The sequence below is a fragment of the Agromyces cerinus subsp. cerinus genome, assembly GCF_900142065.1.
Lineage (GTDB): Bacteria > Actinomycetota > Actinomycetes > Actinomycetales > Microbacteriaceae > Agromyces > Agromyces cerinus.
Genome location: NZ_FSRJ01000001.1, coordinates 640,065 through 658,663 on the forward strand (window position 1 = coordinate 640,065; position 18,599 = coordinate 658,663).

The 18,599-nt window shown below is 66.3% G+C and carries 23 protein-coding genes and 2 tRNA genes; 13 read left to right on the top strand and 12 right to left on the bottom strand.

The window, feature by feature from the left end; translation table 11 throughout:
* The first annotated feature begins 4 nt into the window (after positions 1–4).
* The 8 genes from BUR99_RS02825 (at position 5) to BUR99_RS19835 (ending at position 5,854) form a co-directional block, all read left to right on the top strand.
* Complete coding sequence (locus BUR99_RS02825) at positions 5–1,369, top strand: hypothetical protein (RefSeq protein ID WP_074258826.1); 1,365 nt, start codon at positions 5–7, stop codon at positions 1,367–1,369.
* A gap of 200 nt (positions 1,370–1,569) precedes the next feature.
* Positions 1,570–2,676, top strand: a complete 1,107-nt coding sequence (locus tag BUR99_RS02830) for a hypothetical protein (protein WP_143231395.1) — start codon at positions 1,570–1,572, stop codon at positions 2,674–2,676.
* The gene (locus BUR99_RS19830; RefSeq protein WP_143231397.1) at positions 2,673–3,368 is read left to right on the top strand and encodes a hypothetical protein; all 696 of its coding nucleotides are present in this window, start codon (positions 2,673–2,675) and stop codon (positions 3,366–3,368) included. The genes BUR99_RS02830 and BUR99_RS19830 overlap by 4 nt, the downstream gene beginning before the upstream one ends.
* A gap of 67 nt (positions 3,369–3,435) precedes the next feature.
* On the top strand, positions 3,436–4,011 hold the full coding sequence (locus tag BUR99_RS02835; protein ID WP_143231399.1) for a hypothetical protein: 576 nt from the start codon (positions 3,436–3,438) through the stop codon (positions 4,009–4,011).
* Positions 4,012–4,026: 15 nt separating this feature from the next.
* Complete coding sequence (locus BUR99_RS02840) at positions 4,027–4,797, top strand: M23 family metallopeptidase (RefSeq protein ID WP_074258829.1); 771 nt, start codon at positions 4,027–4,029, stop codon at positions 4,795–4,797.
* 4 nt (positions 4,798–4,801) lie between these two features.
* Positions 4,802–5,083: a hypothetical protein gene (locus BUR99_RS02845; RefSeq protein ID WP_074258830.1), complete on the top strand. Its 282-nt coding sequence runs from the start codon at positions 4,802–4,804 to the stop codon at positions 5,081–5,083.
* 8 nt (positions 5,084–5,091) lie between these two features.
* Positions 5,092–5,325 (top strand): hypothetical protein, encoded by a 234-nt coding sequence (locus BUR99_RS02850; RefSeq protein ID WP_074258831.1) that lies wholly within the window; start codon positions 5,092–5,094, stop codon positions 5,323–5,325.
* A gap of 343 nt (positions 5,326–5,668) precedes the next feature.
* Positions 5,669–5,854 carry a hypothetical protein gene (locus BUR99_RS19835; RefSeq protein WP_143231401.1) on the top strand — a complete coding sequence of 62 codons (186 nt, stop codon included), beginning with the start codon at positions 5,669–5,671 and terminating at the stop codon, positions 5,852–5,854.
* Between the two features lie 404 nt (positions 5,855–6,258).
* On the opposite strand, the gene BUR99_RS02860 is transcribed toward BUR99_RS19835, so the two are convergent.
* From BUR99_RS02860 to BUR99_RS02880, 6 genes are all read right to left on the bottom strand, one after another.
* On the bottom strand, positions 6,259–7,434 hold the full coding sequence (locus tag BUR99_RS02860; protein WP_143231403.1) for a tyrosine-type recombinase/integrase: 1,176 nt from the start codon (positions 7,432–7,434) through the stop codon (positions 6,259–6,261).
* Complete coding sequence (locus BUR99_RS20195) at positions 7,427–7,564, bottom strand: hypothetical protein (RefSeq protein WP_159440944.1); 138 nt, start codon at positions 7,562–7,564, stop codon at positions 7,427–7,429. Before BUR99_RS20195 ends, BUR99_RS02860 begins: the two co-directional genes overlap by 8 nt.
* Before the next feature lie 77 nt (positions 7,565–7,641).
* Positions 7,642–7,717: transfer RNA gene (locus BUR99_RS02865), tRNA-His, on the bottom strand.
* 44 nt (positions 7,718–7,761) lie between these two features.
* Positions 7,762–8,382 (bottom strand): oligoribonuclease, encoded by a 621-nt coding sequence (gene orn, locus BUR99_RS02870; RefSeq protein ID WP_074258834.1) that lies wholly within the window; start codon positions 8,380–8,382, stop codon positions 7,762–7,764.
* Positions 8,383–8,484: 102 nt separating this feature from the next.
* Positions 8,485–8,557, bottom strand: a tRNA-Arg gene (locus BUR99_RS02875).
* A 30-nt stretch (positions 8,558–8,587) separates the two neighbouring features.
* Complete coding sequence (locus tag BUR99_RS02880) at positions 8,588–9,808, bottom strand: cation:proton antiporter (protein WP_074258835.1); 1,221 nt, start codon at positions 9,806–9,808, stop codon at positions 8,588–8,590.
* A 127-nt stretch (positions 9,809–9,935) separates the two neighbouring features.
* Here BUR99_RS02880 and nadE point away from each other — a divergent pair, with 127 nt between their 5' ends.
* The gene (nadE, locus tag BUR99_RS02885; protein ID WP_074258836.1) at positions 9,936–10,757 is read left to right on the top strand and encodes an ammonia-dependent NAD(+) synthetase; all 822 of its coding nucleotides are present in this window, start codon (positions 9,936–9,938) and stop codon (positions 10,755–10,757) included.
* 75 nt (positions 10,758–10,832) lie between these two features.
* Here the strand turns inward: nadE and BUR99_RS02890 are convergent, their stop codons facing one another.
* The 3 genes from BUR99_RS02890 to BUR99_RS02900 form a co-directional block, all read right to left on the bottom strand.
* Positions 10,833–11,486, bottom strand: a complete 654-nt coding sequence (locus BUR99_RS02890) for a hypothetical protein (protein WP_074258837.1) — start codon at positions 11,484–11,486, stop codon at positions 10,833–10,835.
* Between the two features lie 74 nt (positions 11,487–11,560).
* Positions 11,561–11,818, bottom strand: a complete 258-nt coding sequence (locus BUR99_RS02895; RefSeq protein WP_074258838.1) for a hypothetical protein — start codon at positions 11,816–11,818, stop codon at positions 11,561–11,563.
* Between the two features lie 144 nt (positions 11,819–11,962).
* A complete protein-coding gene (locus BUR99_RS02900; protein ID WP_074258839.1) occupies positions 11,963–12,970 on the bottom strand; it encodes an aldo/keto reductase in 1,008 nt (335 codons plus the stop codon).
* Positions 12,971–13,173: 203 nt separating this feature from the next.
* On the opposite strand from BUR99_RS02900, the gene BUR99_RS02905 reads away from it, so the two are divergent.
* The 4 genes from BUR99_RS02905 (at position 13,174) to BUR99_RS02920 (ending at position 16,522) form a co-directional block, all read left to right on the top strand.
* Positions 13,174–13,770: a single-stranded DNA-binding protein gene (locus BUR99_RS02905; RefSeq protein ID WP_074258840.1), complete on the top strand. Its 597-nt coding sequence runs from the start codon at positions 13,174–13,176 to the stop codon at positions 13,768–13,770.
* Between the two features lie 97 nt (positions 13,771–13,867).
* Positions 13,868–14,356 carry a DUF6993 domain-containing protein gene (locus BUR99_RS02910; protein ID WP_074258841.1) on the top strand — a complete coding sequence of 163 codons (489 nt, stop codon included), beginning with the start codon at positions 13,868–13,870 and terminating at the stop codon, positions 14,354–14,356.
* 5 nt (positions 14,357–14,361) lie between these two features.
* Positions 14,362–16,044 carry an energy-dependent translational throttle protein EttA gene (ettA, locus tag BUR99_RS02915; protein WP_074258842.1) on the top strand — a complete coding sequence of 561 codons (1,683 nt, stop codon included), beginning with the start codon at positions 14,362–14,364 and terminating at the stop codon, positions 16,042–16,044.
* A 1-nt stretch (position 16,045) separates the two neighbouring features.
* Positions 16,046–16,522 carry an acyl-CoA thioesterase gene (locus BUR99_RS02920; RefSeq protein WP_074258843.1) on the top strand — a complete coding sequence of 159 codons (477 nt, stop codon included), beginning with the start codon at positions 16,046–16,048 and terminating at the stop codon, positions 16,520–16,522.
* A 9-nt stretch (positions 16,523–16,531) separates the two neighbouring features.
* Here the strand turns inward: BUR99_RS02920 and BUR99_RS02925 are convergent, their stop codons facing one another.
* The 3 genes from BUR99_RS02925 to BUR99_RS02935 form a co-directional block, all read right to left on the bottom strand.
* Complete coding sequence (locus tag BUR99_RS02925) at positions 16,532–17,065, bottom strand: hypothetical protein (protein ID WP_074258844.1); 534 nt, start codon at positions 17,063–17,065, stop codon at positions 16,532–16,534.
* A gap of 3 nt (positions 17,066–17,068) precedes the next feature.
* Positions 17,069–17,548 (bottom strand): QcrA and Rieske domain-containing protein, encoded by a 480-nt coding sequence (locus tag BUR99_RS02930; RefSeq protein ID WP_074258845.1) that lies wholly within the window; start codon positions 17,546–17,548, stop codon positions 17,069–17,071.
* Between the two features lie 96 nt (positions 17,549–17,644).
* Complete coding sequence (locus BUR99_RS02935; RefSeq protein WP_074258846.1) at positions 17,645–18,538, bottom strand: acyl-CoA thioesterase; 894 nt, start codon at positions 18,536–18,538, stop codon at positions 17,645–17,647.
* Positions 18,539–18,599: the final 61 nt, after the last annotated feature.

The window sequence follows — 18,599 nt, forward strand, 5'->3', positions numbered from 1 at the left end:
CAGTGTGAAGATTCCGCCGATCAACCTGCCGCTTGATGCGGTCGCACACGCCCGGTGGTTGGAGCAGAGGGCTGTGGCGGCGGAGACCGAACTCCGTGACCTCAGGTCGTGGAAAGAGACTGTGACCCGTCAGCTCAGCATGACTGCTGGCGATTCAACGGGTACGAACGTGCGGGTCGAAACGAACCGCACCGACATCCTCGAACTCAAAGGCCGCGCGGGCGTTCCCGCAGGCGGTCGTGGCGGTTGGGTTCTGCGCCGCGCAACCGACACGGGTGAACTGCGGTGGGCCGTGGATGTCACGGGTGCGCAACCGCAGTGTGACATCTACCTTGGGGTGCTGCCGTCGTGGCTTGACGAGGGTGACCCGCGGTACTCGTGGTATCCGCAGATCCTCGGCAGCAGCGCAGCGGACTATGACGCAGCGCAGGCGATGATGCCCATCCTGTCTGTCACCGATACGGTTGCGGATCTCGGCGGTGGCACGGGCTACCGTACTGGCTCGACCAGCCCTGTCCCGCTGGACGCGGATAATGCTGCCCCCGCGCGGTACTCGGTGCACGTCTCGCCTGTGTTTGATGGGCAAGCGTTCGACATCATGTTCCCTGCCGATCTGGCGCGCACTACCAACTCGCCGTGGTCACACATCGACATCGGTGTTTACAACGACGGCGGTGAGACAGGCGAGTACAAGGCCGAACTGCATTTGCGGCATCTATCGGGCACGTATGCCGGAACACGAGTCGCGCCAGGCGAATGGTATGACGACCCGGCTACCGGTTCGAACGATTGGGACGCCCGCAAAATGTTCCTCGAGGCCGACGAGTTGTTGTCGTGGCGGGTCGAGAACGTTGGCGGGAACCCGAACGGGATGGCTGGTTCCCAGATTGTCCCGTCAATCACAAACGCTGGGTCCGGAAGTCTGGTGGCCGCGACCGGTGACAAGTGGTGGGAGATGAACGTCAAGGGACGCGAACTTGTGTTCCCCTTCTCGGGGATCGGCCCGCTCGAGGTTTCTAGCGCTGCTCACCGGTTCCGAAACTCACGCCGCGACATCATCGGGATCTCGCTCGTGACGGCTGAGGTCACGGACGCGCCAGTCGGTGCCAGCATTCAGGTCGACGTGAAGGTGGGCGGGGTGTCGATTTTCGCTTCCCCGTTGACGATTCTTGCCGGCGAGACGTTCGGGTCTGCGGTTCCTGCTCTGTCGCGGTGGCCCTTGGGCAGTACGGGCATGATCGACGGCCCTGCGGATCAGATCGCGTTGGCACCGTGGGCACCCGGAGACGCGGCGACACTCGAAATCGTTCAGGTTGGTTCGCCTGGAACTGAGGGCGCGAACCTGACTGTTCTGATGTGGGCCGGCTGATGGAGTGGTTCGGTTGGGGTCTCCCCATTGTGTCCGCGACGGTCACTCCGCCAACCGCTCCCCGTGGCCCGTACCCCGGACCGTGGCTGTATCTCACGCCGAACGTCTACCCAGGCGGCGTAGCGCTGCCGGTCGAGATGTTCCCCGGGCCTGACACATACCCGTCTTCGACGACATACCTGACGGACTAGGAGTCCCGCATGCCTGTTAGCTACACACCAAACTCGGAGTGGGAAGCACCGGTCATCATTGGCGGCACCCCCGCAACTCCCGCCCGGATGAACACGATCGAGGAGGGGTTGAAGACCGTTTCCGACGCGTTCGACGCACTCGAGGCTGGCGACACGACCATCGGTGCAGCAACCCCAGCGGATGGTGACGTACTCACCTACGACACCGTCACCGGCTGGGGTTCGGCCGCACCGACTGGTGGCGGTGGCGGTACTTCTGATCTCGACGACCTGACGGACGTTGACGTGTCGACTGTGCCGCCGACTGATGGGCAGTCGCTCGTGTTCGACACGGCAGACAACCTGTGGAAGCCGGCGACAGTCTCCGGTGGTGGTGGTGGCGCGACTACCCTCGACGGCCTCACGGATGTCACGGTCACTTCGGTTGCCGCGAACGACTACCTGCGTTACGACTCAGGCACCTCGCAGTGGGTCAACGTTGCCGGTGTGCCGGCGTCGCACATCACGTCGGGCACCGTCGCGACTGCTCGCCTCGGGTCTGGCACGGCATCCTCGAGTACGTACCTTCGGGGCGACCAGACGTACGCGGCTTTGCCCGCATCGTCTGACACGGCACAGGGCATCGTGGAGCTGGCGACCACGGCTGAGGCGACGACTGGCACGGACACGGCTCGAGCTGTAACCGCTGCCGGCGTGAAGGCTGTCATGGACGCGCATGTTGCGTTGTCCGACCCGCACACCCAGTACCTCAAGGAAACGGATGCGGCGAACTACCGGGACGTGGTGTTCTCGCAGGGTGGCACGCTGGCTACGGGTGCGGGGCAGTTTCGTCTGTACAACCGGTCGGGCGTCACTCGCACCATCCAGACGGTGACTGCGGCTGTTGGCACGCAGCCGACTGGTGCGGCGATCCTGGTCGATGTGAACATTTCGGGTACGACGATCTTCACGACGCAGTCGAACCGGCCCACGATCGCTGTGTCGACGAACGAAGACCAGTCGGGCACCCCGGATGTGACGGCGTGGACTTCGGGTTCATATCTGACGATCGACATTGACCAGATTGGTTCCACGGTCGCGGGGGCGAACCTGGTTGTGACGGTGGTGTACTCGTGACGGTGACAGTTGAAGAGGTCATTGCCCCCGCGAACATCGCCGGCTCCGCGTCAGGGAGCATTTCGATCACAACGTCGCTTCTGTCAACGGATCTAGTCCTTGTCTTGGTGTCGAAAGTGTCGGCGGGCAGTGCGACCGTTACGTTCGACGGCAGCGCACCGACATCGTACGGAAACTGGCAGAACAGCACCGGCACGCGACTGTTCGTATACACGAAGACAGGCGTAACCGGGACGGGACACACGGTCGGCTATTCGACCACGGGAACGTCCACGGTGAACAGGTTCACGATCCTTGTGATCCGCGGGCTGAGCAACGCTGCTGTCACAAGCTTTGCGCAGTCGGACTGGTCAAGCACGACGACCGCAGCGAACACGGATGAGACGGTTGCGGGGCAGAGTGTAGGGAACGGTCAAGTTGCGGTGATCGTGGGGGTGGCAACCGCGGGCACAGTCACGTTTCCATCGAACCCGCTACCCGCCACCGGATGGTCTACCGACCGTGCGGACGGCTCTGGTAACGGCACATCAAACGTGATCCATCAAGTATTCACCGCACCGGATACCGCCCAGGCTTCCATCCGGACGACCTCGACGACGACGATCGGTGCCGCCACTTTCATTTTGGGGGACACCTCTTCGCCGCCTGCCCTGATCTCAACATTCACCGGCTGGGGCAACCCGATCTTCTGACTCGTCCTCACCTCTTCCATGCCACCCCACGGGGTGGCTTTTCTCATTCCCCGGAAAGGGGCAACCGATGCCAACACCCCGAGGTCTGCCGCTCTACACGACCGCCGATCCCGCGAAACTCGACATCCTTCTCAACGGCCAGTCCAACGCAATGGACTTCGCTATCGGAGAATCCGAACAGGACACCCGCGACGGTGAAAGCGCCGCGACAGTCGACGATCTCCCCGAAACGGGGAACTGGAAGGGCCGCGGCGTGTTCGTGGAAGAAGACGGCACATGGCGTCTCTGCATCGGACTCCCCAACACGTGGATCAACGCCTACCGGGTACCCGTCGAAGGCACCATCTCCTGGCAACCCGGATGGTCCGCCGAACCCGGCCTGTCACTCGAACGAGACGCCGACCACGTATTCCTAAACTTCAACGCCGAGAAAACCTCCGCCGTCATCGGCGAAGAAACCCTCGGCTACCTCCCCGCAGGGTTCCGACCCGCCGACAAAATCTACTGCTCCGGCTCATTCCACGGCACCGGGGACCCCGGCGCGGCGATCATCTCGCTCGAGGCAACCGGGCAGATGCGGGTGTTCTTCCCCGGAACCACTGACCAAACCAATGTCGCGTTCTGCGTGGCCTTCCCCATCTAAGTTCGGAGGCACAACATGTTGCAAGCCCCGTTCACGCAGGCACACCTCGCGGACAGATTCGGCGAATGGCCCGACTGGCGGAAGGCGGCCGGCCTTGGCCCCCATCGCGGCCTCGACTGGAACGGCCTACCCGCTGGCACGCCAATCCCAGCAGGTGGCAGCGGTCGAGTCACCTGGCGCACCAACCTCAGCGACCCGGAAGCCACCGAGCTTGGCCACCGCATCGTCATCGGCTACACGCTCGGCTCCGACACCGTCTACATCGGGTACAGCCACCTGCACCGGAACCCGACACTTGCCCTCGGGGCCAGCGTCAGGGCCGGTGACACGGTCGGACTACTCGGCAACTCCGGGACCGCATCAACCGGCGCGCACCTACACCAGACCGCGTCGTGGCAGAACGGAAACCCCGGCACCGTCATCGTGTTCGACCCCCTCGAAGTCCAGTCCTTCGCCGGCACGGCCCTCGCTGGCGGATCCGGCACCCCTATTCCGCTCCCGACTCTGGAGGACAGCATGACCATCATCATCAAGGCCACGGCGGACGGTACTGGCGACCTCGCTTGGATCAAGAAGGGGATGCACTTCGCCGATTCCCTTACCTCGCCGCTCGTTGTGCTCACCGCCGCCGAAGTCGGCGCACTTGAATACTGGCGGATGAAAGGCATCCCGTACCGCTTCGGCGAGTGGACCCCCTCTGACATCCGGAACCTGATCGCGGCTCGAGGCATTCACCCCATCGGTGGCGGTGCCGGACGCACGAACTACGACCAGACCGCCTTCTAGACACATGCCTGAGTGGATCAGCAACGCCCTGTGGCTTGGTGGTGGCGGTTTGGTCGCATGGTTGACGTTGATCCTCACGGGGCGGCGCGACCGGAAGTCCGCAGAGCATCAGATGATCGACCAGTTTCAAGAAGAGCTGGCCGAGTTCCGCAAGCAGACCAATGCGCGCCTCTTGAAGCTCGAGACAGAGAACACCGCATATCGGCGGTATGTGTTTCAGCTCATCGATCATTCCAACGCTCACGGCATCACCCCGTTGCCGTGGCCTGACGACATCCCCCGGTAGGAGACCACATGACTGACACCCCCACCGCTAACGACCTTGGTGTGATCATCACGTCAGCTCGCGCGCGGAAGATCATCTACGGCAGCTACGTCCTCGCACTCGTTGGTGCCGGCGCAACACAGGTCGCATACGCGTCCCTGGAACTGTCGGCCCCGTCGTGGTTGGTCGCGTCCGTTGCGGTGCTCGCGTACCTCGGCATCCCTGTCGGCGGTATTGCTGCCGCGAACACCCGAAAGTCTTAGACACAGAAACGCCCCCTCGTGCTCAAGTGCGAGGGGGCGTCTTTTTCTGTGCAGCGGGGGCTACACCCTACGAACATCGACGATAGTTCCGGACGGGTAGGCCCTGTACCCGCAGGACCGTGCCCGGTCGCCGTCCGAGGCTTCCAGAGTCTCACGGTGGCCATCCGTGTACGAGATAAGGAACGTGCTCATCAGTACCACCTGCTCTCTTTGTTGAACCAAACCTATTGAAGCCCCATGTACCCCGTATCAGGGAAAACCCTTAACGTGGTTAAGAAACTCAAGTTAGTAACTAAGTTACACAACCGTGTTAGACAACACAAGAGAGGTCTATGCTCATCCCGTGAGCATCCGCAGTGATCTAGAAGCGATCGCCGAAGAGCAACGCACACTCCCAGACCGGCGTGCCCGAGCTGTCGCAGCCGCACGGAACCTCAACATGACATGGCGCGAAATCGCCATCATCCTCGACATGACCGAACAAGGTCTCATCAAAGCTGACAAGGCTTGGCGCGAACGCCACAACTAACGCCCTCACTCCTTACGAGTGGGGGCGTCCTTTTGTCGTTTTAGGACGGTTTGGGGCGGTCACCTAAACCTGTCGTCGGCCACGGGTTGGGGGCGAATCCTCCTGGCGCATGGTCGCGGATGAACGCTAGGTGCACGTTCTCGAGCGAGACACGCAGGGTTGTCCACCGGCCGACAGGGGTGCCTCTCAACGACCCCACATACCCAACCTCAGACCCGATGCGGACGATGCGGACCTCACCGTAGTCGCGACCCATGCTGTCGACGAGCGTCCACACACCAGGGGAGCGCTCCTCGGTCGCCATGAACGGATGCCATTTAGGTTCGCCCATGATTAGGCAAACCGAATAATACGGGTGCTAAGGCGTGGAACGTTCATCGGGTACAGAGTAAGGCTGACGGGTGTCACGCCTCGAGTTCGAGTTGCTTGCCGAGGCCGTCGAGCACTCGCACAATGTCTTCGTCTGCACCGGGTGCGAGGTGACCGTACACGCTGACGGTGGTGTTGATGTTCTCGTGTCCGAGTTTGGCTTGGACGACGTTGAGGGGTGCGCCGGCTGCGAGGAGCCAGGATGCGTAGGTGTGTCGGAGGTCGTGAATGTTGGGCGTCTTGCCGAGCGGTGCGACGCCTTCTTCCTTGCACAGCTTGGGGTCGTTGACCTTCGTGACTGCTGTACGCCAGATGCGCCCGTTGAACAGTCCATACCAGAGCCGTCCACCTTCGACGCCGTGGAAAACAAGTTCAGACTCGCCACGTTCGGGGAGGTTGTCTCGGACGTTCTGGGGGAGCGGGATCGACCGGCGACCCTTCTGCGACTTCGGGACACCGAGTACGGGGATGCCGTCTACGCCCTTCTTCCACGCCTTGTTGATCGATGCCGTGGGGGTGCGTTTCGTCAGGTCGATGTCTGACCATGTGAGCGCGGTCGCTTCACCCCAGCGTGTGCCGGTGTAGACCATGAAGATGAGCAGCGGTTTGTAGTGCTTGGGGATCTTGCTGAGGATGCGTTCGAACTCAGCATGGGTGAGGAAAACACCTTCGCGTGATTGCCCCTTGGTGATTCGCACACCGGTCACCGGGTTGTCGATGATCAGCTTCCGGTCTTTCGCTGCGGCGAAGATATTCGACAGCAACGCCCGGTAGTTCGCAACCGTCTTGGGTGCGATCGTCTGCCCCTTCCGCGACCCGGATGGTTGCGCTTCCTGCCATGCCACCCATTTGCCGATGTCGTCACGGCTGATGGTGTCGATGGGGTGGTCGCCGAGGATGGGGAGGAACGCGCCTACCATGCGTTCGTAGCCCTTCCTGGTGCCGGGTTGGATGCCGGTGAGGATTCCTGAGGCGGGGTCGAGGTAGGTCGTGGTCCACTCTGCGAGGGTGGGCGCGGTGGTTGCGGTTTCTCGTCGCCGTTGGAGGACGTTGCGTGCTATGTCGCCACCCTTGGCTGTGATGAGGGCGCAGTGCTGCCACGCGATCTTGTCGTTCTTGAACGTGTCGGTGACGACGGACCCGTTGGCCCGGTACTGCACACGCCACACGACTACGCCTGACTTGAGGCGGTGCGGCTTCGGCTCAGGCATCAGCGGGGATGTCGTCGAGCACGCCACTCTCGCGGATCGCCTCGGCGATCTCGTGCCCACGGCCAAACTGAGGCGTGCCGTAGAGCTTGCGGTCAATGACACCAGCCAGCGTCGAAATGAACGTGTCCATCGGAACCCCCCGATGACCCGATGTAGTGCGGGATGTAGTTTTCTACTCCCGAACGGGCCTACAGCCCAGTATATCATTGGGGTGAGTAACGGGGCTTGAACCCGCGACCTCCTGGACCACAACCAGGCGCTCTACCAACTGAGCTATACCCACCATGTGCCGACCGCTTGACGCGATCTGGCAACTTGACGAGCTTACTACACCTTGGAGGCGAACTCGTTCACCACGGCTGCAGACAGGCTCTGGAGCTCGGCCGTCGAGGGGCCGGGCTCGGCGACGAAGACCGCACGACGGTAGTAGTGCAGCTCGCGGATCGACTCCTGGATGTCGGCGAGGGCACGGTGCCCGCCGTTCTTCTGGGGGGAGTTGAAGTAGGCACGGGGGAACCAGCGCTTTGCGAGCTCCTTGATCGAGGAGACGTCGACACTGCGGTAGTGCAGGTGCGCGTCGAGCCGCGGCATGTACTTCGCGAGGAACGCGCGGTCGGTGCCGATGGAATTGCCGGCGAGCGGTGCTTTCTGCTCATCGGGGACGTGCTGGAGCACGTACTCGAGCACCTGGTACTCGGCGTCGGCGACGCTCACGCCGTTGGGGATCTCTTCGATCAGTCCGGACTGGGTGTGCATCGTGCGGACGAACTCGCCCATCGACTCGAGCGCGCTCGCGTCGGGCTTGATGACGATGCTGATGCCGGCATCGACGGGGTTGAGGTCGTAGTCGGTGATGATGACCGCGATCTCGACGAGCTCGTCGACCTCGAGGTCGAGTCCGGTCATCTCGCAGTCGATCCAGACCAGGCGGTCACTCGAAGAAGGCATGCAGAGAGTCTATCCGGGCGCACCGACGGCGTTGCTCGGGCCGCATCGCAGGATCCACGAGGGGCGCTTCGCCTGGGGCGACGGAGCGATCGGCTGCTGGAGTGCCCCCGGCAGGAATTGAACCTGCGACCAAGAGATTAGAAGGCTCCTGCTCTATCCGCTGAGCTACGGGGGCGGCGGTGCCAGCATACCGGGATGAGCCGGGTCAGCCCTCGACGGGGACGAGGGGATCGTCTTCCGAGGCGAGGGTCGAGGCCTCCGACCGCCCCTTGCGGATGGCGAGCGCGATCAGCGGGAACAGGAGCACCGAGAGCATGCCGGCGCCGACGAGTGCGGCGGCAGTGCCGCTCGGCAGGTCTCCGTTGTCGACGCCGATCGCGGTCACGGCGACGATGATCGGCAGGCCGGTGGCGCCGAACAGCGCGGTCGCCACGAGGTCGCGTCGACTCGAACCCGTCGGGGCGGCGAGCAGTGACGGCAGGCCGCGTACGACGAGCAGCAGTACGAGGAAAACGGGCAGCAGCACCGTCGTGCGCACGTCGGCGAAGAGCGATTCGAGGTCGAACGTGACCCCGGTGCTGATGAAGAAGACGGGTACGAGGAAGCCGTAGCCGACCGCTTCGAGCTTCGTCTCGACCACTTCGATGTCGCGCTTCGGGGCACCGGAGATCAACAGGCGGTAGAGCACGCCGGCGGTGAATGCTCCGAGCAGCATGTCCAGATCGAGCACGATGCTCAGCGCCACGAGCGCGAGCAGCACGAAGATGACGAGGCGCACCGCGAACTGGCCGCTCGTGTGCAGGGTCGCCGTGATGACGCGGTGCATCCGCTTGCCGATGCCCTTTGCGGCCAGCCAGATGGCGATTCCGGCGATGACGGCGAACGAGAGGAGCACGACCGTGGCGAGCAGCGGGCTGCGGCCACTCAGGAAGATGGAGATCGCGAGCAGCGGTCCGAACTCGCCGATCGCCCCGAGGGCGATCACCGCGATGCCGAACGGCGTGCCGAGGTCGCCGGAGTCCCGCAGCACCGGCATGATCGTGCCGAGTGCTGTCGAGGTCAGTGCGATGCCGATGAACGCCGCCGCGGGAAGATCGGCGGCCAGGAGCGTCGCGATGCCGATGCCCGCCGCGAGGGAGATGATCCACCCGATCGCCGCACGGCTCAGCGGCCGACCGCGGATGGCACGGAAGTCGATCTCGTTGCCCGCCAGGAAGAAGAGCATGGCGAGGCCGAAGTCGGCCAGCAACGCCATGAAGTCGTCGGGAACGATCCAGCCGAGCACGGCAGGGCCGAGCAGGAGGCCGAGCACGATCTCGAAGACGACGAGGGGGATGGCCACCCACTTTCCGACCGCGCGCACGAGCAGCGGCGCCGCGACGGCGATCGCCGGCACGAGCACCATGGTTCCGATCGAGATCTCCAAGGGGTACTCCGTTCAGGGCGGCAGGTGATGCCTGTCGAGATGTTAGCGGAGCGAGGGGCGACGCCGAGGCGGCGAGGCGGTGCATCCGGTTCGTCTGCCGGAAACATGACGGCGGTATGGTCGTGGCATGCGAGTGCTGCAGTCGCGAATCATCGCCGAACTCAACGTCACCCCCCTCATCGACCCCGCCGAGCAGGCGCGCGTCCGCATCGACTTCCTGAAGTCGTATCTGCGCGCGACGGGAGCCAAGGGCCTCGTGCTCGGCATCAGCGGCGGGCAGGACTCCACGCTGGCGGGGCGGCTGTGCCGGCTCGCGGTCGAAGAACTCGACGCGGAGGGCACTCCGTCGCGATTCGTCGCGGTCCGCCTGCCGTACGGTGTGCAGCGCGATGAGGACGACGCGCAGCTCGCGTTGGACTTCATCGAGCCGCAGGAGACCGTGGTCTTCAACGTCAAGGGCGGCGTCGACGGTCTCACCGAGGACTTCGCGGCGGCGACCGAGGTGCCGCTCAGCGACTTCGGCAAGGGCAACGTCAAGGCACGCATGCGGATGGTCGCGCAGTACGCTCTCGCAGGGGAGGGCGGGCTGCTCGTGGTCGGCACCGACCACGCCGCAGAGGCCGTCACCGGCTTCTTCACCAAGTACGGCGACGGGGGAGCCGATGTGCTTCCGCTCACCGGGCTCACGAAGCGGCAGGGACGGGCACTGCTCGAGCACCTCGGTGCTCCCGAGCGCCTGTACCTCAAGGTGCCGACGGCGGATCTGCTCGACGCGAACCCCGGTCAATCGGACGAGGCGAACCTCGGTCTGAGCTATGCCGACCTCGACGCGTACCTCGAGGGCGAGGAGATCGACGAGTCGGTCGCCGAGCGCATCGAGGCCCGCTTCCTGCAGACGCGCCACAAGCGCACGGTTCCGGTGTCGATGTTCGACGAGTGGTGGCGCTGAGCGCCTCGGGCGCGGTGCAACGCCTCAGGCGCAGTGCGCTCGCACGTGCGGCCGAAGGCACGGACGAGACCGAGATCAGCGCAGCTGGTCGCCGCTCTGCACGGTGGCCGTCGGTGCGGTGTTCGCCGTCTCGGTGGCGTCGTCGGAGATGGTGACACTGCCCTGGTACCGCTGCTGGTGCTGCTCGGCGACCCAGGCGTCCTGCTGGTCGACGGCGGCCTGCTCGGGCTCCTGGCGCTGTGTGCGCCAGCGGGCGAGGTCGTTCAGGAACTGACGGCGGGTGCGCCCGGGGTGGCGCTGCCACTCGAGGAGACGATCACGGAACTCCACGACCGCAGGGTCGAGCTGGTACCCGAATGTCGCCGACGCCCGCTTGAGCTCATGGAGCTGGTGGGCCGCCCAGTTCGCCGCGACATCCGAACCGCGGATCGGCAGCAGGCGCACGATGATGTCCGCCTGGCCCACGGCGCGGTCGGCGAGCACCTGTTCCTGCGGCGTCAACGAGTTCCACACGGAGGCCTCGGTCGCGGCGTCGACGAGCGCGGCGATCGCGGCGGCCTTCGCCTCGCGATCGCGCTGCGCGACGAGGCGCTTGATCGCGAGGTTGGCGATCCACACGGCGAGCAGTCCGGCGGCGAGCACCGCGAAGAACAGCACGACGGCCGAGAAGACCGTCGGTCGCGAAGCGCTCGTACCGAGCCAGGAGATGAGATCGTTCCACCACTGCATGGCGGCAGATTACCCCCGGGGTGGGGCGCGATGATCGAGCGTCGACGGCGCGCCCGAATACGCGTCGCGACAGCTCAGCGGAAGACCTCTGCGGCATCGCGCGACGACCAGAACTCGCCGAGCTCGATCGAGCGGATGCCGCCCGCGACGAGTCGTTTCGCCCCGAAGCGCAGCTCGGCGCCGACACCGCGCTGCTCGATGTGCCCGAGCACCGCGCCCTGCGGGCGGGTGACTCGCCACAGGCCCGGCGCAGCCGGCGAGATCTGCAGGCCGGGCACGACGTCGGGGAACGGTTCGCGCGTGCGCGACGCATTCGTGGCGATGGCGGACATGTCGCTCCTCTCGTGATGCAGCCGGCCCTGCGGGGTGTCACGAGCGTACGGCGGGCCACCGACATCCGATCGGTGTTCCACGATCCGTCGTCGGGCGGCAGCGCCCGGCCGGGTTCGGCCGGGCACTGCGCGGGCCCGCGCCGATCAGCCGAGCACGGTGCCGTGTGCGGCGAACGGCTCGATGCGTTCGATCTCCTCGGCGGTGAGCGGTGCAGCGTCGAGTGCGGCGATGTTCTGCTCGAGCTGCACGACGCTCGAGGCGCCGATGAGCGCGCTCGAGACGAGCGGCTGGCGCAGCACCCACGTGAGGGCGAGCTGGGCGAGGGTCTGACCGCGGTCCTTCGCGATCGAGTCGAGTGCTCGAGCTCGCTCGAGGTACTCGCTGCTGATGCGGTCGGGCGAGAGGAAACGGCTCGTCGCCGCCCGTGAGCCCTCCGGAACATCGCCGCCCAGGTAACGATCGGTGAGGAGTCCCTGCGCGAGCGGCGAGTAGACGATGCTCGCGGCGCCGACCTCTTCGAGGGCCGGGAACAGGCCGTCCTCGATGTGACGGTCGAACATCGAGTACCGCGGCTGGTGGATGAGGAGCGGCACGCCCTCGGCCTCGAGTGCGGCGGCTGCGGCGCGCGTCTCGTCGGGGTCGTAGTTCGAGATGCCCACGTAGAGCGCCTTGCCCTGGCGCACCGCGGTCGCGAGCGCACCCATCGTCTCCTCGATCGGCGTCTCGGGGTCGGGCCGGTGGGAGTAGAAGATGTCGACGTACTCGAGGCCGAGACGGCCGAGGCTCTGGTCGAGCGACGACAGCACGTACTTGCGCGAACCCCACTCGCCGTACGGGCCGGGCCACATGTCGTAACCGACCTTCGACGAGATGATCAGTTCATCGCGGTAGGGCGCGAGGTCGTCGGCGAGGATGCGGCCGAAGTTCGTCTCGGCGCTGCCGGGAGGCGGTCCGTAGTTGTTCGCGAGGTCGAAGTGCGTGACGCCGAGATCGAAGGCGCGGCGTACGATCGCGCGCTGGGTGTCGTACGGGCGCTCGTGCCCGAAGTTGTGCCAGAGGCCGAGCGAGAGCGCGGGCAGTTTGAGGCCGCTGCGGCCCACCCGGTTGTACTGCATGCGGTCGTAGCGTTCGGGGAGGGCGACGTAGCTCATGGAGCAACTCTAGGTCGCCGACTCGTCCTCCACAGTCGTGTGACGGTCGGCTTCCCGCACCGGTTGCGCACGCGGCGTCCGGATGCCTCGGCCGGCCCTCGATGCTGAACGGAACGCGGCTCCGGGGTGACGATCCGGCACGAGCGCCTCCCGGGGCCGCGTGCCGTCGACTCGCGGCGGCATCCGACCGAGGAGTGCAGCACATGACCGACATCATCACCGTGACCGGAGTCGTGGGAACCGATCCCAAACACCACGTCACCAACGGCGGACTCGCCATCACCACGTTCCGGCTCGCCTCGACGCGGCGCGTGTTCGATCGTGCGAAGGGCACCTGGGAAGACGGCGAGACCAACTGGTACACCGTCTCCGCGTTCCGCCAGCTCGCCACGAACGCGAGCCTCTCGATCCGCAAGGGCGAGCGGCTCATCATCCGCGGCCGACTCCGGCTGCGGGCCTGGGAGACCGGCGAGCGGTCGGGCACTGCCGTCGAGATCGAGGCCGATTCCATCGGGCACGACCTCGCGTGGTGCGTGACCTCCTACGCGAAGGTCCGATCCACGCGTCCAGCGGATGCCGCGGCGACGGGGTCGTCGGAGGCAGCGGCGGGCGAGGCGTTCGAGGCGCCGCAGGCGGGGTCCGAGGGAACGATCGACGATGGCACCTCCGCGTGGCCGGACATGTCGACGGCGCCGGCGATCGGATTCGATGCGGATTCCGACGTCGGCGGGGTCGACGGGGTTGCCGATGATGTCGACGACGTCGCGCTTCCCGAGCTCGAGTCGACGTTCGCCGGCTGATCGGGAGTGACGGCGGCCCACGGCCCGCCCGAGCCGCCATCGCGGGCGTACCGCCTAGAATCGGCTCGGGCGGTCGCCACCGCCGGTGAGGGGAACGATGAGACGGCGGTTCGGCACCAGCGCGGCCCTGGCGTTCGCCGGGGTCGCGATGCTCGTGGGCCTGACGGCGTGCACGTTCGGCGATCCCGAACCGACGGGGCCTTCGACCGCACGGCCGACGCCGACCGCACCGGGCACCGCTGCACCGACGGCGCCGGAGTTCCGTCCCGAACTCTCCGCGACCGAGAACCAGCCCTACTTCGACTGGGTGAACGGCGGCGTGATCGCCGCGAACGCCGCGGCAGGCGGGCGGGACTTCATCGACGCACTCGTGGCCGCAGGGTTCGACCGGGCGCAGATGCAGGTCACCGCCGACACGACGACGATCGGAGAGGCGGCCGATTCGGTGCAGTTCTCCGTGCTCTTCCAGGGTGAGTGCCTGATCGGGCAGTACGGGCCGAAGTCGGATGGATACCACGGTGCGGTGCGCGCACCACTCGGCACCGGCACCTGTCTCGTCGGGCAGACCCGCCCCATAGACTGGTAGGCGACATGGCTGATTACATTTACTCGATGGTTCGCGCCCGCAAGGCGGTCGGCGACAAGGTCATCCTCGATGACGTGACGATGGCATTCCTCCCCGGAGCGAAGATCGGCGTGGTTGGCCCGAACGGTGCCGGCAAGTCGACGATCCTCAAGATCATGGCCGGTCTCGACCAGCCCTCCAACGGCGAGGCCCGCCTGAGCCCCGGATTCTCCGTGGGCATCCTCATGCAGGAGCCCGTGCTCGACGAGACCAAGACGGTGCTCGAGAACGTGCAGGAGGGCGTCGGCCCGATCAAGGCGAAGCTCGACCGCTTCAACGAGATCTCACTCGCCATGGCCGAGCCCGACGCCGACTTCGACGCCCTGCTCGCCGAGATGGGCGTGCTGCAGGAGGCCATCGACGCCGCCGACGCGTGGGACCTCGACTCCCAGCTCGAGCAGGCGATGGACGCCCTGCGCTGCCCGCCGGGTGACGAGCAGATCTCCGTGCTCTCCGGTGGTGAGAAGCGCCGCGTCGCGCTCTGCAAGCTGCTGCTCCAGAAGCCCGACCTGCTGCTCCTCGACGAGCCCACCAACCACCTCGACGCCGAGAGCGTGCTCTGGCTCGAGCAGCACCTCGCCAAGTACCCCGGCGCCGTGCTCGCCGTCACCCACGACCGGTACTTCCTCGACCACGTCGCCGAGTGGATCTGCGAGGTCGACCGCGGTCGCCTCTACCCCTACGAGGGCAACTACTCGACCTACCTCGAGAAGAAGCAGGAACGACTCAGCGTCCAGGGCAAGAAGGACGCGAAGCTCGCCAAGCGCCTCGCCGAAGAGCTCGAGTGGGTCCGCTCCAACGCGAAGGGGCGCCAGGCGAAGTCGAAGGCGCGTCTGGCTCGCTACGAGGAGATGGCGACCGAGGCCGAGCGCACGCGCAAGCTCGACTTCGAAGAGATCGTCATTCCCGTCGGCCCGCGCCTCGGCGCGCAGGTCATCGAGGCCAAGAAGCTCCGCAAGGGCTTCGGCGAACGCATCCTCATCGAAGACCTGAGCTTCAGCCTGCCGCGCAACGGCATCGTCGGCATCATCGGCCCCAACGGCGTCGGCAAGACGACGCTGTTCAAGACCATCGTCGGGCTCGAGCCGCTCGACGGCGGCGAGCTCAAGGTCGGCGAGACGGTCGACATCTCCTACGTCGACCAGAGCCGCGGCGGCATCGACCCGAACAAGAACCTGTGGGAGGTCGTCTCCGACGGCCTCGACTACATCATCGTCGGCAAGACCGAGATCCCGTCGCGTGCCTACGTCTCGCAGTTCGGCTTCAAGGGACCCGACCAGCAGAAGAAGGCCGGCGTGCTCTCGGGCGGTGAGCGCAACCGTCTGAACCTCGCGCTCACGCTGAAGCAGGGCGGCAACCTGCTGCTCCTCGACGAACCGACCAACGACCTCGACGTCGAGACGCTGTCGAGCCTCGAGAACGCGCTGCTCGAGTTCCCCGGCTGCGCGGTGGTCATCACCCACGACCGGTGGTTCCTCGACCGCATCGCGACGCACATCCTCGCGTACGAGGGCACCGAGGAAGACCCCGCGAACTGGTACTGGTTCGAGGGCAACTTCGAGTCGTACGAGCAGAACAAGGTCGAGCGGCTCGGCCCCGACGCGGCGAAGCCGCATCGTTCGGCCTACCGCAAGCTCACCAGGGACTGACATGCGCCTGCACGTGCCCACTCCGCTGCGGTGGAGCGACCTCGACGCCTACGGGCACGTGAACAACGCCCGGATGCTGAGCCTCCTCGAAGAGGCTCGCATCCAGGCGTTCTGGGTGAGCGACGACACCTCCGAGCACGCCGTCGGCGCGTCGACCGCGGTGCTCGACGCCACACCGGGGGCGACCACGATCACCCTGATCGCCCGTCAGGAGGTCGAATACCTCGCTCCCGTCCCGTACCAGCGCCAGCCGCTCGACGTCGAGCTCTGGATCGGGCAGATCGGCGGGGCGAGCCTCGACGTCTGCTACGAGGTCTACTCACCGGTCGGCGTCGAGCCGCGAGTGCTCTACACGCGTGCGGTGACGACGGTCGTGCTGGTCGATGCGGCGACCGAACGGCCGCGCCGCATCGGCGACACCGAACGTGCGGCGTGGGAGCCCTACCTCGCCGACCCGATCGCGTTCCGGCGGCGCTGAGTCGCCGCTTCAGTCTCCGAGCGGCTCGTCGCTGAACGAGCCCTCCCAGACCGCGCGGCTTCCGGCCTCCGCGATCTGCACGAGCGTCCACGTCGAGCCCGCGGTGATCACGAGTGCACCGACCGTCAGCACTGCGCCCACGGCGAATCGGATGCCGCGGCTCGGCGAAGGCTCGGCTGAAGCGTCGCCGCCCGCCGCCCCGCGCCGCCGCACAGTGCGTTCGACGAGCGCCCAACCGCTGATCGCCACGGCCAGCACGAGCAATGCGACGAGCCACGGCACGATGTCCTCGCCCTGCGCGGTGTGCACCTGGATGAGCGGTGCCGGCGGCACCCGCTGCTCGAGCCACTTGCCGGCCTCGATCGTGACGAGCCCGAGCGGCAGCAGCAGCATCGCGCCGATGAGGGCGGGAAGCCAGAGCACTCGGCGCGCGGCGGGCCACGCCGCGATCACGACGAGCAGCAGACCGAGCAGCGGTGTCAGCACCACGACGGCATGCACGAGCAGCACGTGCAGGGGCAGCCCCGCGAACGTGTAGTCCATGGGTCAGGATGCTGCGACGATGCGGTCGCCCGAGACGGCCACGGCGATCGGGCTCAGGGGTTCGAGCGCCGGCCCCTGGATGACGTCGCCCGTCGCGGCGTCGAACATCGAGCCGTGGCAGGGGCAGTGGAATTCCGCGCCCGCTGCGGCGACGACGCACTGCTGGTGCGTGCAGATCGCGCTGAACGCGACGACCTGGCCGGCGGTCGGTTGCGCGAGCAATGCGGGTGCCCCGTCGATCTTGGTGTCGATGCTGCCGCCGACCGGCACGTCGGCGAGGGCTGCGATGTCGCCTCCGACGGCCGGTGCATCGGGCGCCGCGGTTGCATCGGTGGGCGGATCTTCGACGAGGCTCGGCGGTGCGTCGGTGGCCGAACCGCTCGGGCTCGGGGCATCCGCTGCACAACCGGCGAGGGCGAGAGCGCCGCCGATGGCGCCGGCGGATCCCAGGGTGAGGATGGTGCGTCGGGTGGGATCGGTCATCGCCAGAACTCCTTCGTCCGCGTCGCTCACGTCACGTGAGCGTCCATGGCCCCATTCTGGGACACCATCCGCGGAGAACGGCGGATTGCACAGGATCTATTCAGCCGGTTCCGAAGCGCGAGCGGACTCGGGCACGCGCACCATGCCCTCTTGTGCGACGCTCGCCACCAGCACGCCCTCGCGGGTGTAGATGCGCCCGAGCGAGAGGCCTCGGCCGCCGCTCGCCGACGGCGAGTCCTGCGTGTAGAGGAGCCATTCGTCGACACGGGCGTCGCGGTGCCACCACATGGCGTGGTCGAGGCTCGCGACCTTCAATCCGGGGGTCGCCCAGGCGACGCCGTGCGCACGCAGGATGGGTTCGAGGATCGAGTAGTCGCTCGCGTACGCGAGGGCGGCGCGGTGCATGTTCAGATCGTCGGGCAGCCGGCCGAACGCCTTCATCCACACCGCCTGGCGCGGCACCCGCTCACCCTCGACCGTGAGGTACACGGGCGAGGGGATGTGCCGCACGTCGAACGCGCGCTCGTTCGACCAGTAGCGGGCGATGTCGTGATCGAAGGCGCCGAGCACGTCGGCCGTCGACGGCAGCGTCTCGGGGTCGGGCAGGTCGGTCGGCATCTCCACCTGGTGCGAGACGCCGTCGTCTTCGGTCTGGAACGAGGCGATGAGCGACAGGATCGGCACGCCGTTCTGGAAGGCGTGCGTGCGCCGGGTCGAGAACGAGCGGCCGTCGTGCAGGCGGTCGACCGAGAAGGTGATGGGGTGCGCCACGTCGCCGGGCCGCAGGAAGTAGCCGTGCATCGAGTGGATCGTGCGGTCGTCGGCCACGGTCCGCATCGCGGCGATGAGCGACTGGGCGAGCACCTGGCCGCCGAAGACACGCCCGAGCGGCATCCACTGCGAGGGACCGGTGAAGATGTCCTCAGTGGTGCGAGCACCCGTGTCGGTGAGGTGCAGCGTGCTCAACAGGCCGTCGATCGGACCGTTCATCGTTCCTCCGTGTCGGTGGTCGGTGACCGCTCGTGACCCTCTGAGCGTGTGACCGCCGGGG